Genomic DNA, 18,973 nt, shown 5'->3' with positions numbered 1-18,973 from the left:
ATCTTGTTTTCACAATTAATTTAGAGTAATCAAACATTTGTGACAAATACCTATGCCTTTTGATTCATAAAGTACTCTGTTACAACTTGGTTCGGTGATTTAAAGTTTAAGACTTTCTGTGCAATGTTGTTATATCTATTAGCATATCGACTATGTGCTTTTAGAAAACTCTCCATACTATTAAACTTACGAGAATAGAATCTTTCACCATCAATTCGATGACTGCGCTCTACTTTTCCATTCTGCCACGGAGAAAATGGCCTTGTCGTCTTACGCTCTAATAACGTCACTAATACGTTATCTGTTTTATCCTTTGTTCCACGAACAGTATCTAATTCCCAATGACCAAATTCTTTACGAGTTTCAATTGTAGCATCACGAAGTTCTATGGATTGCCCCAGTTCGCGCTTATGTTTTCTGACAATGGATTTTCTCATAGAACGACGTACTACCAAAGGCAGATCAATGGCTTTTACCCCAAGTAAACCTTGATGAAGATAGTTATATAAAGTTTTTGTACAAACCATTTCATTACGTGCAAATATACACTGACGATTAGCATATCCGACAACAGCATCAAAAGACCAATGTTCTTTAAATACTTTTTCTTCAACCCAAAGTATGAAGGACTCTATGGAACCTAACTTCATTGTATTAAATGAGCCAAGACGTTGTTGTTCATATGTTAATTGCCCTGAATCTGCTACATATACAATACAGACTTTACCTTGTCGAATTTGGACAACTGAACCACGTTTTAGTTCTGTATAAATAGTGGTTCTAGAGCGTCCTAATACGGTTGCAATAGCGGTAACAGAATCACCTGCGGCGATTCTCTTTTCTACATAAAAGCGTTCTTCAAGGTTTAAGTGTTTGTTTGTACGTAATGTCGTGTTATGATTAGTATAGCCCATAGTGATTACCTCGGTTAGATTATGTTTGGTCACTTAAATCATGACACAAGGTTCACTATGGACTTTTTATGTGTTCAATTTCATTCTACAATTAAGCTATTGCTTTTATCTAAAAATAAATATAGATTCTTATGCGGCTTTTATCAAAATAATAAATATATATATACTAATCTATCAATCAACGTGCACCGTATGGTGACGGCGCACATTTTCCAACATATTCGCACGAACCGATGCTTTTGCATCCAACCGATGGTTACCACCGAACCACGCTGTATCGACGCCTGCTAGACGGAACATAATTTTTCCGTACGGACTGCCGTGCTTATGCTCCGGCTTGTTATAGCCCATGTCCACGGAAATCCTCGGCGTGAGCTGCAACTCCGTACCGATGCGCAAGCCATGCTTATCCTCACTACGCCGCAACTGCCAACGATAGGCTTCCATGTACACGCGCGCCCAACGAGCATTCTTAAAGCTAGTCCCATATTCCGCAGTATATCCGTTAGACACATTTTCCAAGCGTGACGCACCATCAAAGGAACGCTCGCCAGATACACCGCGATACCAGTTCACACGGAATGCACCGATGCCCGATACATACTCCAACCCGACGCTCATACGACCGTGATTACCTCTAAACCGATGATCATAAAACAGATTGCCGCCGTAATAGTGTTCATCGTTCGCTGCAACTCGGCGATAGCCGATGCCCACATTCGCCATCGTTCCTGTATCCGCTGCATTCGCCAATCGCTCCTGAGTAAACCAAACATGGCGAGATGTCTCATCATAATGACCTAGTGGCTGCAAGGTTTCTACACCGTACAAGGGCTTCCAATTTTTCTGAAAGCGCAATGACAAAACGGTTCGCTGCATCCACGGCTTCGCCTTCGACCCATGCATCGCAGAATGAACACCAGCCATAACCACCGCCTGTAACGCAGAGTTAACCGCATCCGTGTCGGAATAACGGGTCGTCTTTTTGTCCGTGGATTCTGGCATTTCTAATCCGCCCTGCCCGATGACATGATTCGGTGTATGAGACGAATTAACATGGAATGTATCTGAGTCGTCAGATAATACGGTCTTACTTTCACTATGAACTTGTTTTACCGTAGTCCCCTGCATTGGCTGCTCTGCTTTATTTACCTGCTCCCCCAATATGGGCATAACGAACATGCAAAGAGCACTCATCAACACGATTATATATTTCATTACACACTCTTACATACAAACACACTTCTCATTATGCACTTAATTACGTACTTATTTATGTACATAATACTTAATTACACACGATTACACACGTCGATGACTCATGATTTTATCATGAACAAAACATGAAATTATTTCTATTTTATATAAATATATAGAGGATTGTCAATGCAAATACAATATGCTACATTCATACAAAATATCCATACAATATAATCATTACAATCCATAATATTATTTTATATACATAAATAAATTTCATTTTATTTATATATAAGTTCTTCTTAAATATTTATAACAAGTGTATAATTAAGATGTATAAATAGCATTTAATGAATTCTTAAAAGGAGAATTACGATGAAGAACAAATTATTACCAATGGGCATTATAGCCTTAATCATCGCCGTAGTCATCTTGCTGATCATTCCAGATCCATCAGCGAACAACGTAGAAATCGCAAAACATGCGACCAGTGCACAACAAGCGGCTCAAGCCATTTCCAAGAATAACCAGACATCCATTCTTATCCACACCATCGGTATGTTCTGTCTCGGCCTCGGCATTGCATCGACCGTAGGCGGTATTATCGTGAAATTTATCAAGAAAGATAACTAAAATCTCATACAGAGCCTAAAAAGGGCTGTAATTGAAATGCAGTTATATCGCATTCAATTACAGCCTTTTCTGTCTATTCTTCCAATGACTACTTTCACACAAACACACTAAAACCAAAACACAAAAAGCTGTACACACATAATCGATTTTTGAACCACCTTTGATGTTACATTCGTTTTGACATCAAAGCCGTTCAGTCTAATCTATGTATGTACAGCTTTTATGATTATTTATATGTAGTTATTATAATAATGTATCTCATCTCAATTTGACGATATATATTTTTATCCCTATAATATAGGTAGATAGCCAAGCGAGTGGTTCCGTTAGGCTCATCTCAGAACTATAAATAATTGATGAAATGGCCTTTCAGTTATCCAGTTACTGGTAACGAAGGGCTATTTGTCTTTTCCAAGACAAATAAGAGCCACAAGTGCTCCAAAGGCAATAACTACAGTTATTACCTCTAGAATTAGCATGATTAACTCATAATCACTCATAGACACCCCTCCCTTCATTAACGAAGAGAGGCCCAACCTCGCTGACTATCCTAATCCAATTATATATCGAACATATAAGCGAGTCCATAAGAATCTATAAATAGAAATATACAAAAATATATAATAAAAAGCAAAAGAAAAGGCAGAGATTATATAACATGTCCTTCATTACTAGATGTTCAGTAATGGAGGATATATCAATAATTCCTGCCTTTTTTGTTTATCTACGAGCCACGCGCATGGCTGCCATCATGCCTGGCGACTTCCAGACGGATTGGCCATTATCCGATACGAGTTTATTATTATCGTAAAACACGTCTGCATTGTAATAGTTGTCATCACTAGATGTCACTTTATAGCTAAGACCTGCTGTTGTGTACACCGTAAAGTTGAGTATATCTCCCACTCGCTTTACAGAGTCTTGATCTACATACCAGCTATTACCGAGATATGTCGTAGCATACACATCTTGACGAGCTTCTACATCATTTGTGCTAATGCCAATTAATACAAGCAATGCCGCTATCATATATAAGAATTTACGCATTATAATTACCTCCCGTTTTATGGTAAGAATACTTATATATTATACCAAAAAACACCGATAATCGCATTATAATGGCAGTACTTTCTCAACCTTTGACTGAATCCGTTCAAGGCTCGGCGTGATTGCTTTCATCACAGGTTTTTCTATGAAAGCTAACCGCACATAGTCTACAATCATACCGATGACAAAAATAAGCGCCACTACAAGAATTGCATACAGAGGTAATAGTATTGAATCATAGAACTGATACGTTGCCAATACATTGTCCCACATGTTATGAAGGAATAGCTTATTATCATGTAATAGGTATATGCCAAAGGTAGTAGATGCTATCACATTGATCCAAGGACGATAAGTGATCTTTGCTTTCAAAAAAATAATAAATAAGCCAATGCCTAATAGCAATTGAAAGAAGCCATAATCATTTTGCGTAAAGTAGAAAATCTGTTTCATATACGCTGGATTCGTTATGGCTAGTACATCGACAAGGATGTCCCCTAGAAAAGCCCCTACAAAGCCTATGGTGCTAAATATAATACCTATTTTCTTTGTTATATGTGAACCGTACAGCTTGATGTACGCCCCTAGCGAATAGAATACGATAAAGGAAAAGATATGTTTAAATCCAAAGGTAGTATGCGGTACATTAGGCCACAAATTCAGCACCGTCGGTATTAAGAACCAAATTACCGTAGAAGCCACTAAGAGTATAACGTAGTATGTATGCTGTAGCCAATGAAGTACTCGATTAATAATAGGCGTTAATAAATAGAGTACTAAAAAGTTCTGGGCGAACCAACTCATGGCACCAATGGGCAATAAAGCGAGCATCATATTCCTTGACGTCACCGTATCGAGTCCTAAACCCATAGCCATGCCGAGCATGGCAATGCTGTAAAACCATATTTGCCCAACTAATTTGGCAAACTTGTGCAACTTCAAGCTACTAGAAATCATAAAATAGCCTGTTATCATAACAAAGGCGACTACACCAGCCTTACCTCCAAGTCCAAATACTTGGAGAAACACCTTATTAAACGTTAAATCTGGCGTAAAGGGGAAACAACCGTGCACGCTGAAATGGTGCATAATAATTAGTATCATCGAAATGATACGCAACAATTCAATATTGCTCGCTCTCATTCTCTATACCTCATATTCTTCCTCTTAAACTATATGAATACTACGCCAACTGGTAACTACCTAGATGACTTGTATACATCATAAAATACATGAAATATATGAGAATGTTGTGACAAATTTTACACATAAAAAAGACAGCTGATATAATCAACTGTCCTTATAAATTATATATTACCAAGTTACTCTAATATACTTGTTTTTAACATATACGATTCGGTACGACTATTTTTTACCCTTATGAGATGTTCTTCTGGAATTTGTTTAAATCTATTAAAAATAGTACCTCTACTTTTACCACAAGCATTCATAATTTCAGCTTTACTAATACCAGCACCTAAGGAAAATAATCGAGCTTGTAATAATAAGAAATATATCTCTTGAAGCAGTGAATCTTTGATATGTTGAACTTCAAAAAATGCTTCTAATTTAAATTTCTCTTCAACTAACCGATTTATGCGCTTATCTAATAGCTCAATCGCACTATCTATCGTTTTTTCAATAAGTGAAATAAAGGCAATTACAAATGTTGTTAAATCGCCCCCATTAATCTCGGCTGTAGTCATTTTAAAAACATCATAGTATTGTTTTTTATTATTATTAATTATAGCCGATAAACGTAATGCAATAAGAGGATGATAATATTTTGCCAAATAGGCTGTCGAAATAAAACGATTAGTACGCCCATTTCCATCGTAGAAAGGGTGAATATATCCAAAATAGTAATGGAATATAGATACTCTAATCGGTAACACTAAATCCTCATTATTAAGAATTCCCAGTGCTCGATCCAACTCTATAATAATATCTGACTCTGGCCATGTCCCTCTATGAATTATTTTATCTTGATGATTCACTATATCTACAGAATCACGTCTAAACAACTCGCCGTCTGGCTGATTTTTCTTTTCTATTTCATTGCTGATAATATCATCAAATAAACCTCTAATATCTTTACTACTTTCAAACTTAAATCCATGAGGATTATCTAAAATAGACTGATACTTAGCAATAATATTTGAAAATCTTAATTTATCATTCTGACTATTCTGTATAGCCGCCCTAATCTCTTTACGACTACTATAAACACCTTCAATATCATTACTTGCTTTGATTTCAGTAGATAAAAATGTATTCATTACATGCAAAATCATAACTGTAGGAACCTTGGAAACTAAATTGATAAAAGCACTTTTTTTAGATTCTAATGATAATAAAAGCTGAACTAATACAGGATGATATATAAAAAAAGCATCATATGTATTACGTCTATTATATTCATGAATAGGAATAGGCAAGGAGATAGAGCTTTCAGAATTACGACGATTATCTAATATGCGCTGCCAATCAGAAGGTTGTTTATAGTATATTTTATACATAGGTTCAAACTTCATACTATCTCTCCAATCTTTCCTGCAGGATCATAAAATATGATGTACAAAACGATAATATTTTATATTCTAATCTAATTCTTTCAAAATTAATGTTCAAAAACTCTATTTTTTAGACACCAATTAACTAAATTATAGTATTTATGTGTAAAAATAGCAAATTTTGAACATAAATCGTTCAATACTTTAAGACAAATACATTACTAATTCCATTGACACCTATATAAAATGGGGCTGTAACAAAACAGCCCCTAAATACTAAAAAAGCTGTTAGAAGAAAATCTAAAGCTCCTCCGTATATTTTATATAAGATTTATCTATATTATGTCCAACGTCTTGTATTCTATACATGTGAGGTAACAACAATACTTATCTTATTATTATCATCATAATTTATTGTCTTTTACTAAATTAGCAATTTTATTTACCACATTAGTGGTTGAGTATCCGTCTTTAAAAGGTAGAATTTGTACTGAGTCTACAAATTCACGTCCAATTACTTCATCTACTTTATAGTCTCCACCTTTAACAAGTATATTAGGTCGAATAGTTTCTAATAATTGGGATGGAGTATCTTCATCAAAAAGTACAACACCATCTACACAACCCAAAGCACTCAATAAATAAGCCCTATCTTCTTCCTCTACTAAAGGACGCGTTTCCCCTTTAAGGCGCCTTACGGAAGCATCAGAGTTTAGGCCTATAATAAGTCGATCACCTAGTTGAGCCGCTTCTTGCAAGTACGTAATATGCCCTCTATGAAGAATATCAAAGCATCCATTAGTAAAAACAACTGTATCTCCTTGATCTTGCCATTGTCGAACTAAAGTCTTCATTTCTTCCCAAGAATAGAGTGACTTTTCTATAGATTTTCCTTCTTGAAGAGACATCCACAAGTCAATTAATTCTTGTCGATGGATAGGATAAGTACCCACTTTAGATACTACGATACCAGCTGCTCCATTAGCTACATGAAGAGCGGTCCGCATAGAGAGATTAGCCGCGATAGAGCAAATCATTGTAGCCACAACTGTATCACCAGCACCAGATACATCAAAAACATCTTGTTGAGTAGCTGGATTATGCCAAATTCGGCCATCTCTAGCAATAACAGAAATTCCTTTTTCAGATCTAGTAGCAATAATATATTGAATATTATTAGTATCTAGAGCCTCTTTGGCTGCAGTCACTATATTATCATCATCATTTCTAATAGAGTAACCAACTCGTTCAGATAACTCCTTCACATTAGGAGTAATAAAGGTAGCCCCATCATACTTATTCCACTGAGCTCCCTTAGGATCAACAATAGTCGGTATCATATATTGATTAGCCAAGTTGAAAACTTGTCTTAAAAGAGTTTCTGTACAAACCCCTTTTCCATAATCAGAGATAACAATTCCATCTAATCCTTTTTGGCAGAGAATAGTCAGCCAACGAATGAGTTCCTCCTCTTCCTGTTGGTCAACATCTCGAACTGTCTCAAAGTCTAGCCGCATCATTTGTTGACGAGCACCTAAAATTCGCATTTTAGTTATAGTAGATCTTTCGCTAGAGATCACTACACCGCTCTTATCAATACCATTAGAATCTAATAAGTCTTGTAAAAGGTTTCCATGGGTATCTTGTCCTGCTACTCCACCGACATATACATGAACATCCAAATTGGCAAGATTCGCAGCAACATTTGCCGCTCCACCAAGGACTTCTTTCATCTGTTTTACTCGATTCACAGGGACTGGAGCTTCTGGAGATATACGACTTACGTCACCAAAAACATAACGATCTACCATTAGATCGCCAATGACAGCTATACGAAGATTAGGCAGACTATCATGTAAGAACTTATTAATAGTTTTCTTAATCATAATCTTCCTCAACAATTTCACAGATAATATGCCCTACCATTATATGCATTTCTTGAATTCGGGCCGTAGTCTTAGACGGAACAGCTATCACGGCATCACAAAGAGCACCAAGTTTACCGCCACCTTCACCAGTAAATGCAACTGTTTTTAGACCTTTCTGTCTTGCTAGTTCTGTAGCCTTAACCACGTTCTTAGAATTTCCTGATGTAGAAATGCCTATTAATACATCTCCAGCCTGTCCCAAACCAGCTACTTGACGAGAAAAGACATCATCATAAGAATAGTCATTAGCTACAGCTGTCAAAATAGACGTATCTGTTGTAAGAGCAATAGCAGGTAAAGACTCTCGTTCTTTTACAAAACGTCCTACCAATTCAGCTGCCAAATGTTGAGCATCAGCAGCTGAACCCCCATTACCACAGAAAAGAATTTTATGTCCTTTATCAAGAGCATTCTTACATATATCCGCAACTACTCGAATCTCTTCAATATAATTACGCATCTTCGTATGAGTATCTAAATGATCATCAAATCTTTGTGTAATAATATCCATAAGTAATGCCTCCTATTAATAAAATGAACTAATATTTATAGCAATTATATGCACTATACATTCTCATAATTACCCTTTTTTAATACCTGATGCACAGTATCCATCACTTGTTGTGGAGTAATTTCTGTTAAGCAACGACGATGATTACAATGAACGTATTGATTTGTTCCAAAGCAATATTTACAATCGATCTCATATTCTACAAAATAACTACAATCTGAAAAAGCTCCTATATATTTAGGATTTGTAGGCCCAAATATAGATATTGTAGGTACTGATAAAGCACCTGCAATATGTTGCATACCAGTATCAATACCTATAGAACAGGTACATCGTTTTATAGCAGCCATACTTTGTTTAATACTACATTTACCCACTAAATTTATAACATGTGGTAACTTTAAAAACTCGGTTAGCTCTTCTAATAAGGGTATCTCTTGAGGTCCTCCAATTAGTACAATTTGATTTCCATCTTTTATCAATAAGTCTAAAAGATTATGCATCTTTGTAATGCCCCACGCTTTTGGAAAAACACGACCAACCCTTAGCCAACGATTGGTAAGGGATGGATCTGCATTACCAATACATAAACCAATAATAGGTCTTGATTGGTCTAAACTATCAAAATAATGACATATGGATTTATCACTATCAGTATCTACATATAACTGTGGTCTTAATTCATCATTAAACTCTAAACCTAACGTCTTCACATTAGCTTCCACAAAATGCATATCATAGTCATATTTATTAGTTCCTGAAGCTTGAAAACCTATATGTTGTTTTACCCCACATAATTTCATAAAAAGTTGTGATTTTTTTACTGGTGTAATGCCAGCACTAATCCCTATATCAAAATTTTGTTTTCTTAAATTCATTATTGTTTTAAATGTTGTATATATATTCTTATATACATCAAGAACAATAATCTTATCTATGAGAATATATGAAGATTCAACAATATCACGGCCTGAGTTCATCTTACAAAGTACTGTTAGCCTTGCATCAGGATATAAATACCGCACTCCTTTTAATAATGCTAAAGCACATACAGTATCACCTAAACCATGCATAATTTCTACTAAAATATTTAATTGTTTAGTATTAGCCTTTACTGTATTCACAATAGAGCTCCTCTAAACGTTTTACTTCTTTATGTATATCATAACCATTACGACTAATAATATCATTTACACCTATACGTGAAATAAAATTATTAGATTTTTGATAAATTTGTTCTGTTTCATTTATCCATAGATTTATATCATTTTCTGTAATATTTAATTTTTTAGCTAATGTATTATCTACGACAGCTTCATCTGGTATAAAATTACTCATCAAAATTGGTAGCTTTGCAGCTTGAGCCTCAATTGCCACTAATCCTAAACCTTCATACCAAGAAGGAAAATAAAATATATCAAATAAACTATATAATTTATGTACATCCTTCCGTAAACCTAAATAAGTCACTCTTGTGGATAAACCTAAATTCTCAATTTTTTGTAAGATATGTTCTCTCAATGGCCCATCACCAACTAGAACAAGATGTGCTGAGGGAATTTTATGAACTATATTATTAAATATTTGTATCAAATATTCATGATTTTTTTGATACATAAATCTACCTATATGTCCAATAATAAACTTATTCTCTAGACCTAATTCTTCACGAAGCTTATTTCGATAATTCTCATTAAATTGAAATTTTTCGACTTCAATTGCATTTTTAATAATTTCTACATTTTTATCACTTCCAAATAACCAACAAGCTGCAATTTTACTACAAGCAAATTGACGATTAGCTACAAATGTCGAAAATGGACGTAATACTAATTTCATAAGATTTCGCTTTATTTCACTTTTAACAGTAGTACTATGCCCGTGTAAAATACGAACCTTAGCACCTGCTAGCCATGAAGGTAATAGTGAAAATATACCAAGGGTTGTCATATGGCAATGAACGATATTATATTTATTCTCTCTTACTATATTATAGATACTATACATAAAGCCAAAAATATTTTTATAATAGGCTGGAATCTTATAAACCCTACCACCCATCTTTTCAACAATATCTGTAATATCTACTTTATCATTGTCGTGAACAACAAAGTCAAATTGTACCTTAGAATGATCTATATTCTTATAATAGTTCATCACAACCGTTTCTACACCACCACCAACTAAAATTCCAATGATATGTAAAATACGTATAGGTTTACTCTCCATATTAATTCCTCTTTCTAAATAGAAAAAATAATCATACAAAATAATTAGTCAATATAATTATTTCTTAATTCTACCTAAAACACTGTCAATACCTTTCACAATAGATTCTATCCAACTCATCTCCATTTCCTTATGCGTCTTGTAGAGCCAGTACCAACTGTTATACATCAATTGAGATAAAATTATCCCACCAAGTAACCCCAAAATACCAAGATCGAAAAGTTCCATAAATACAAGAGATAGCACAAGACCCATTACAGAAGATAGAATGAAGCTTTTTACATAGATAATACGATTAGTACAAGAGAAATAAGATGTATAACAGTTCCGATAGTAAATAACAAATTGCATAATACTTGCACCCCAAAGAACTGTATCAGAAATAACAAAATTAGACTTAATCATATTTAATAGTGGCAGCCCAACAAGCCATAAACCAAATATACCAACCCAGTAAATCACAATAAATAATGTCACCGAAAAAGAAAATAATTCTCTTAAACGAGGCTGATCCTTAGTGATATATGCATTTTGAAAGACCGGTTGGTATGTATTATATAGTGTACTAGCAACAACAGCTACTGCAGTAGTCAGTTGAATAGCAATGGAATACATACCAGTTTGTGCCAAACTTAAATAGAATGATGAAATAATAATAGTTGCTTGAGTTGATATATAATTAGATATAGATACAATCCCATCTCGCCACGCATTATACCAAATAGTTCGGAATATATCTGCTGTAGATGTAGCAACAAGATTTGTAGCAGATCTCAATTTCTCGCCAATATGCTCATATTTATAAAAATATCTGTGCCCAAAGAGTTTAAATCCAAGACCATATATAAGGTAGCCTATACTCGCACCAATAATACCAAAGCCCATTAAAAGTAAAATAATCGTAAATACCATTTGCAATAAACGAGCATAAACAATACTTTTATTAGCCAATGTAATAGCACCTACACCTCGAAGAAATGAGATATAGTAGCTATAATAAAGATTTAAAAAAATTCCAAACCCATACGCTCCCCATGCGATATAGGCTTCCCAGCGAGAACTCGGACCAACTAAGCTACCTATATAATACATTCCTAAAGTGTACATTAACACTAAAGCACTACCACCTAAGATAGCGTAAATCGATTGACAAGCCTTAAGGACAGCTTTTAATAAGGAAAAGTTAACTTCTTTTGATTCAGAAAAAGCAACATGCCTTGCTTTAAGTTCTTGAGCACCACTCCAACAATACGTTATATTACGAGCAAAGGTAATGGAAAAACCAAAATCAAATAGTAAGGCAATAGATCCTATACTAATAAATACATACCATAGTCCCACCATATCAGGTGTAAAGAAATAGATATAAAGTGGCAATAGTAAGAGATTTACTGCCATCGTGAGAGCCATACTTCCATAAGACCATAAAACATCTCTTTTTTTGATGGAAATATTCATAATCTACCTCTTTGGTTACTTTATCTTTACCCGATAACCTACGTAAATAAATAGACCTATTAAACCAACAATAACAAATTGATAAAATGCTAATAATGCACGGATACGATCATCATAGCCCGCCCATACAAGTGATACTAGTTCAGTAAGAAAAATAGCTGTCCAAACATGAGTCCAAATATCGCCATTAGAGCGACGTTGTAAGTATTCATAGGCTAATGAAAATAATGCAGTCACTATAATACTCATAATAATAACACCCAAAATACCAAAATCTTCATACCAACGCCCAAATAAAGATAATGTATTGCCAAATTTATCAAATTCATGATAAGCCATTCGTGCTGATTCTGGTAACAGGCCAAAATTAATCAATTTATCATATACATCTGCAAAACTAGATTGTCCAAAATAAGTAGTGCGTGCTGGCTCCCATATATGAATATTCAACGCATAAATACCACCAGCTAATAATTCAGTAACCCGTTGCAATGTTACATTATTACCATCATGGCGACCTACTAATATACCATAAAGAATATATAAAAATGGGCTAATTATAGTAATAGGAATGAGTTTAAATAAAAATCTTTTAACTTGATCAAAATATTGCTCTTTTACTAGGAGAAATAAATACGTCAAAATCATGAAGATAAATATTTCGATAGCTGGTTGGCGTGCGCCCATAGCAATAGAACTACCAATACAGAAAAAAATAACTATTGTAAGAAGACCCGTTCCTTTAAAAATAGGCTTATTTAAAATAACACCATTATATATAGCTACATAAGCCGACACATATGTTATGGCCCATGCAATCTTATAAAATTGAGAGTTAATAAATACAAATCGTGTATCATTAGGATGTAATTGAGGATATATAATAATATCCCTATATTGAGTCATACGACTAACATCACTATCACCAGTCGTATTAATGAATACACAGAATAAAGAAAATAAAATAAAAAATATCATATACATAGATATGTATTTATATCGTACAGGAAGTTTTACTATTCCCACTAAAGAGTAACGATTACTATCAAAATTATACTCAATAGATATTGGATCTCCCCAATTAAGTTTAGCCCATTTCTGCACACCATAACCAGTACCTAAAATAACCCCTCCACCAAGAGCGATTACTATGAAGGTATAAAAGTAAAGGTCTGTTCCCATTTCATATCTATACCAGTATCCCAAAGCAATAACAATCGTTAAAGATACCAATGTAATCATTGTAGGGGATATGATAGGCAATTTAAACTTCTTATAGCCTAATACTACAAATATTACATACGATACTAGTAATAATAAATAACAATCCATTTATTCTTCCTATCTCTCTATCTCTCAAAAATATGTAATATAGAATCTAATACAACCGCTACTGAGATTCCCTGCATACATTTATTATTAGTACATGTATAAGATTGATCATATCCCAAACATGGTGAACATTCTATGGCATGATAAATAATCTTACTATATGGGCCGAATGGCTTTACAATAATTGGATCCGTACACCCAAAAAGTGTTAATGTAGCAGTTCCTTGTATAGCGGCTGCATGAATAAGCCCTGTATCTACACCGACAACAAGATCTGCTTCTCGTACCACTTGAAAACTCTCTTTAATAGAGTGTTTTCCTATAAAACTAACAATACGTGAATCTAATTCATCATGATAAGGTTCAATCATACCTTGTTCCATTGAGCCACCAATAAAGATAACCTCATAACCCCGTTGAACTAGTTTATTTCCAAGTTCTACCCAATTCTTAGTCGGCCATGACTTAAGACTTAATGCATAAGGATCGTGTAATTTTTCATTCGCTACATGACCTGAGCCTATACAAAAAACGATAGATGGATGATTGATTATGATTGGTTTTAATTCAGGGTTCTTATCAACAGAATATGCTTCAAGCTGCATAACAGTTGGCTCAAAACCTAACTGTTTCAATATATCATTTTCTAAGTCATATATATAATAACTATCTGGACGATTTATAGATTTCTCATAGGTAGCACCATTATATGGATTATGCGCACCTATAGTAGTTTTACAACAAAAATTTATTATCTTACTCGGCCATGATGACATATACTTAGAACTAAAATGCTCAAGTACAATACCATAATCGTAACTATGATAACCAACTTTCAACAAAAACATTAAGGAATGAAATGGTTCATTCTTAGTGTAGTAGTAACAATGACGAATATCCCCTTGTAACTCCACCATCTTTTTGTTTAGACCAATACGTCTTTTATCACTACATGTAAACATATCAATGACTGCTGTTGGATCTTGCGATTTAATACTCTGAATGAGCGGCATGGCAATAATAAAATCACCAATACCTGGAGCAATGTAAATAAGATATGTATTCATACTAATTCCTATATATTATTTAATAAGCACCTTTTGACTTCACAACCGCCAAGACGGTTTTCAACAAATACACAATATCAATCCATATGGACCAATTATGAATATACCAAGAATCCATTATCGCTCGTTGTTCAAATGTTGTATCACTACGACCACTTACTTGCCATACACCGGTGAGCCCTGGTAACACTAACTTATAATCCTCAATATAGCTGTTATATCGTTCTACTTCATTGGGTAATAATGGTCTAGGTCCAACTAGACTCATATCCCCAATCAATACATTCCATAGTTGGGGTAGTTCATCAATACTTGTTTTTCGGATTATTCTACCTATCTTAGTAACTCGAGGATCATTCTTTAATTTAAAATTCTTTTGCCATTCTATCTTTTCACTCTCATGAGTATTTAAGTATTCTTCAAGTATGATATCTGCATTTTTAACCATAGACCTAAACTTATAAAAATTAAACTCTTTTCCATTCTGTCCTATTCGTTTTTGTTTATATATAATAGGTCCTTCTGAATCTAAATAAATAATAACAGCTATGAATAGCATAAATGGTAATATAAAAAAACCACCACATATAGTAACCACAATATCAAATATACGTTTGATAATACGATTAGACTTGCGAGCTAGATTATTTTGTACACGCAATACTACCGCCTGCTCTTCCATCATGCCACGTGCTGTAATATTACTTGTAGGTAAACCAAATAATTCAGGAACAAAGGCCACCCGTTTTACTAACAATTGTAATTGATTTATTAAAGAAACCAATTTTTTTGGCTCAAGTCCGGGCGCACAAATCAGTACTGTTTGAACGCCTGTATCTTTAATAACACTTTCTACATCTTTAAAGGCCCCAAGGCATGGATATTCTTTAGCGATAGATGATGATTTAGGATTATCATCTACATAACCAATAATCTTATAGGTAGTAATCGGCATGCGATCTAAAGCCCTCTTTACAAGTTCCGAAGTCTTACCCGCCCCAACGAGAAGGATTGGAATTGTTAAATACCCTGCTTTTGAAAGTATTTTTCCTACAATAAAACGCTCGCTAAAGATAAATACGAGCATACATATATAAGCAAAGGCAACAAATAGACGAGACACATCATTAATTACATGGCCCGTGTACATTAGAACAATCGATACAACAACCCCTATGGTAATGCTGCGAAATAAATTTTTCATCGTATCCCAATAAGGTGTTACCACAGAATAAGCATTATTAAGCAATAATATAGTTAAAAATACGATAGGCACAATACCATATACGTAGATTTCTTCTACCTTAAAATTTGAACTTACCGGTAAAATTGATAAGTTTAAACGTAAATAATAGGCTGCCAATGTCCCCAAAACAATAGCAATATAATCTGCTATAAGCACTATGAGCTTACTAATAAATAACTTTTTATTATTGTTATTACAGATAGAACTATTCATACTAATACCCCAAATTATAAGAAAAGGTTATTTTCTCAATCTCAAAATATTAAGAAAACAACCTCTCTATCATACGAATACAATGTACCAATATTTACATATATTGTATCATATTTAAATATGTAAAACTATAAAAAAACATAGATTTCACCTATCTTTTATGTAGTTATTTATTTTTTAAGTCTATTTGAATCCTACTTAATTGTCTATTAGATGGTAGTTAAATGCTTTCCAATACAGATATACGATTCTCAATTATCCCGCAATTGAAGCATCGTAGCTAACATAAAATACATAATGCGCATTCCGGACGAATTATCTAAAGTATACTCCACTTGGCCAAATACAAATACATAACAGATAACAGCAATCATAGCACAAAGACTATAAGGATCTCGCGTCTTAACCCAAACCACAAAATTATCAACGATAATAGATCCATAAAAGATGAGAACCCCTAGTAGACCTAACAGACCTACCTCACCAAGAAGTTGAATAAAGTTATTATGAGCATGATATAAATGTTGATTTTCCGTTGGTAATCGATAGGATGCTTCATATATAGTACGCCATTGTCCTATACCTACACCTGTCACAGGATGGTCTTTAAACATATTAATGGACGATGTCCACACATCAAAGCGACCTAGGTTGGAACCATCTGTGGTCGTATTGGTAATGGATTCAAATCTAGCCACATAATGTGGCTGTGTACTAAATCCCCATACAACTCCACCTAATGTAGCAAGAACTGCTATTACATAGACAAAACGCTTTATCAAATACGGCAGAGATACAATAGGTACCATAATCATATTAAAGAGCCAAGAACCTCTACTTTGATTGCCATACATACCAAAACCAACACAACCCAGTGCCCATAGAGCAGATGCTTTCACATAGCTAGGAAAGGCCGAATCTAATAAAATGACGCAGAAAATAGGTACTAGCATAACCATAAGGCCTGATATGGTCAACACGCTACTACCAAATCCCCACCCTCTATCAGTCATTCCAGAAAAATGTTGATAAAAGGCTACTAAATTATCGATACCAAAATCCACAAAGAATACGGCAAGCATCGTAAATAATATTTTCTTATCACGAATACACAGAGCGATAACGAAAAACACAGGAATCCGCCACAGCCAAACATTGATAAATTCAGGTAATCCTACAGCTATATTGTTCGTTAATACTGCGGAAGGCAATAACAATAACAACATTAGAGCAAACGTTTTACTATATTTTTTAACATAGGACGGAACATATAAGTCATGCCTATGTTTCCAAATATAGAAAATACTTAATAAAATAGCAATAACATAAAATACTTGACCAGCTGCCATGGATAACCTTGTAAGACACACCATTAACGTAATCATAATAGCAATCCATGACTCTAAACTTAACTTTAATACTACTCTCATAGTAATTCTCCCTTACAAATAATATAAATCTATATATATATGATGGATTGAATCAATGCACGATGACTGTAGTCCTCATTTGCATTCATTAAACCTTGATTATATTGCTCTTTATGATGCTGTAAATTCTCTACAAACGTTTGAATCCCCTGTCTGATGGAATGTGCATCATCTAAATTTAAAAATTCCCCAATAGAATACTGTTCTAATACCTCGGGATTAATTTCTGGAGATATAAGAACAGGCTTGTGAAAGCCAATAGCCGTAAATAACATAGCTGCCCAGTGATAGCGATATCGTTCAGCCCCATAGGGCAATAATAGAGCATCTACACTCAACAATGCTGTATCCCAGTCTTTCCCTATCAGACTGGCATGGATGAACTTAATATTATTATACTGGCTATATTTCTTGATGATAGACTCAAATAAAGCTCCATCTTCAGGCTTTACCGTTGCCCCTTGAACGACGAGTTGTACCGAATCATCATAATTCAGCGATACAAAGGCATCTATAAAGCGCTCAATGTTTTTCTCTTTTCTAAATTGACCAAAGAAACCTAATTTTATCGGTTTATTTGCTGATATAGAGGTTTCCAAATTAGTACCTATACAAGTTGTAGAATTCGGAACTTTTTGGTCTTGTATATTAACATTACCTTGTGTATCACTATTCTTTTGTTCTCCACTCAATTCACTCGATGGCAAGAATACAGGAGGCAAGATTTTACGAACTCTTGGTAAATCAGAGCGCAACATATCATCGCGCAAAGAGATAACATCGAGGTACACGTTTTTATATGCATTAGCACGATGAGCTTGCTTAATAAAGCGATCCATTTCGCCCTTCCCAATACCATGGAAGATAACATGTACTGCTGCCTTACTGTCCTTTAATGGCGTGTCTAACAAAGCTTTAATATAACGGTATGTCCCTGTGGGAATGATTAAAGCATCTATATTATGTTCTTTAATTTTTTCTGCTGCTGATGTGAACCAACTGCGACGACGGCGTTCTCGCAAAATGGATAAAAATAGCTTCTTCCATTTAGATGCCCCCGCATAGGTCACTACTTCTCCCCCTCCTATGTACACTATATCTACTCCATAGTCTACTTTGAAAGGAAAGTTCTCCGGCACAAATAATACTGGTTCATGACCTTGACGCTTCAGTTCATTGATGAGGATGCGATCAAACTCCACCTCATGACCAGCAGGCATGACAATACTTTCTAAAATTGCTACGCGCATAG

The 18,973-nt window shown here is 34.5% G+C and carries 16 protein-coding genes; 1 reads left to right on the top strand and 15 read right to left on the bottom strand.

What is annotated here, in order from left to right; translation table 11 throughout:
* Positions 1-50: 50 nt before the first annotated feature.
* Both DWV85_RS05815 and DWV85_RS05810 read right to left on the bottom strand, forming a co-directional pair.
* A complete protein-coding gene (locus DWV85_RS05815; protein ID WP_123138276.1) occupies positions 51-914 on the bottom strand; it encodes an IS30 family transposase in 864 nt (287 codons plus the stop codon).
* A 174-nt stretch (positions 915-1,088) separates the two neighbouring features.
* Complete coding sequence (locus DWV85_RS05810; protein WP_230949613.1) at positions 1,089-1,793, bottom strand: inverse autotransporter beta domain-containing protein; 705 nt, start codon at positions 1,791-1,793, stop codon at positions 1,089-1,091.
* Between the two features lie 696 nt (positions 1,794-2,489).
* Here DWV85_RS05810 and DWV85_RS05805 point away from each other — a divergent pair.
* Entirely contained in the window at positions 2,490-2,747 is a 258-nt protein-coding gene (locus tag DWV85_RS05805; protein WP_060919556.1) for a hypothetical protein, read from the top strand.
* Between the two features lie 720 nt (positions 2,748-3,467).
* On the opposite strand, the gene DWV85_RS05800 is transcribed toward DWV85_RS05805, so the two are convergent.
* The 13 genes from DWV85_RS05800 to DWV85_RS05740 all read right to left on the bottom strand — a co-directional run bounded on the left by DWV85_RS05800 (position 3,468) and on the right by DWV85_RS05740 (position 18,971).
* Entirely contained in the window at positions 3,468-3,794 is a 327-nt protein-coding gene (locus tag DWV85_RS05800) for a hypothetical protein (RefSeq protein WP_021148824.1), read from the bottom strand.
* Between the two features lie 66 nt (positions 3,795-3,860).
* Positions 3,861-4,937, bottom strand: a complete 1,077-nt coding sequence (locus tag DWV85_RS05795; protein ID WP_123138275.1) for an acyltransferase family protein — start codon at positions 4,935-4,937, stop codon at positions 3,861-3,863.
* 179 nt (positions 4,938-5,116) lie between these two features.
* Positions 5,117-6,328 (bottom strand): Fic family protein, encoded by a 1,212-nt coding sequence (locus tag DWV85_RS05790; RefSeq protein ID WP_123138274.1) that lies wholly within the window; start codon positions 6,326-6,328, stop codon positions 5,117-5,119.
* A gap of 383 nt (positions 6,329-6,711) precedes the next feature.
* Entirely contained in the window at positions 6,712-8,193 is a 1,482-nt protein-coding gene (gene rfaE1 / locus DWV85_RS05785; protein WP_123138273.1) for a D-glycero-beta-D-manno-heptose-7-phosphate kinase, read from the bottom strand.
* A complete protein-coding gene (gene gmhA / locus DWV85_RS05780) occupies positions 8,186-8,746 on the bottom strand; it encodes a D-sedoheptulose 7-phosphate isomerase (RefSeq protein ID WP_123138272.1) in 561 nt (186 codons plus the stop codon). Before gmhA ends, rfaE1 begins: the two co-directional genes overlap by 8 nt.
* A gap of 53 nt (positions 8,747-8,799) precedes the next feature.
* Positions 8,800-9,870: a glycosyltransferase family 9 protein gene (locus DWV85_RS05775; RefSeq protein WP_123138271.1), complete on the bottom strand. Its 1,071-nt coding sequence runs from the start codon at positions 9,868-9,870 to the stop codon at positions 8,800-8,802.
* Positions 9,851-10,975, bottom strand: coding sequence for a glycosyltransferase family 1 protein (locus tag DWV85_RS05770; protein ID WP_123138270.1), 1,125 nt, complete (start codon positions 10,973-10,975; stop codon positions 9,851-9,853). Before DWV85_RS05770 ends, DWV85_RS05775 begins: the two co-directional genes overlap by 20 nt.
* A 57-nt stretch (positions 10,976-11,032) precedes the next feature.
* Entirely contained in the window at positions 11,033-12,433 is a 1,401-nt protein-coding gene (wzx, locus tag DWV85_RS05765; RefSeq protein WP_123138269.1) for an O-unit flippase-like protein, read from the bottom strand.
* 15 nt (positions 12,434-12,448) lie between these two features.
* On the bottom strand, positions 12,449-13,765 hold the full coding sequence (locus tag DWV85_RS05760) for an O-antigen polymerase (RefSeq protein ID WP_123138268.1): 1,317 nt from the start codon (positions 13,763-13,765) through the stop codon (positions 12,449-12,451).
* A gap of 17 nt (positions 13,766-13,782) precedes the next feature.
* Positions 13,783-14,832, bottom strand: a complete 1,050-nt coding sequence (locus tag DWV85_RS05755; protein ID WP_123138267.1) for a glycosyltransferase family 9 protein — start codon at positions 14,830-14,832, stop codon at positions 13,783-13,785.
* Between the two features lie 19 nt (positions 14,833-14,851).
* Positions 14,852-16,291: an undecaprenyl-phosphate galactose phosphotransferase WbaP gene (wbaP, locus tag DWV85_RS05750; RefSeq protein ID WP_123138266.1), complete on the bottom strand. Its 1,440-nt coding sequence runs from the start codon at positions 16,289-16,291 to the stop codon at positions 14,852-14,854.
* A gap of 251 nt (positions 16,292-16,542) precedes the next feature.
* Positions 16,543-17,721 carry an O-antigen ligase family protein gene (locus DWV85_RS05745; RefSeq protein WP_123138265.1) on the bottom strand — a complete coding sequence of 393 codons (1,179 nt, stop codon included), beginning with the start codon at positions 17,719-17,721 and terminating at the stop codon, positions 16,543-16,545.
* Positions 17,722-17,750: 29 nt separating this feature from the next.
* Entirely contained in the window at positions 17,751-18,971 is a 1,221-nt protein-coding gene (locus DWV85_RS05740) for a glycosyltransferase (protein ID WP_123138264.1), read from the bottom strand.
* Positions 18,972-18,973 lie beyond the last annotated feature (2 nt).

The organism is Veillonella sp. AF13-2, from assembly GCF_003603295.1.
GTDB lineage: Bacteria > Bacillota > Negativicutes > Veillonellales > Veillonellaceae > Veillonella > Veillonella parvula_E.
This window is presented reverse-complemented; position numbering and strand designations above follow the sequence as displayed.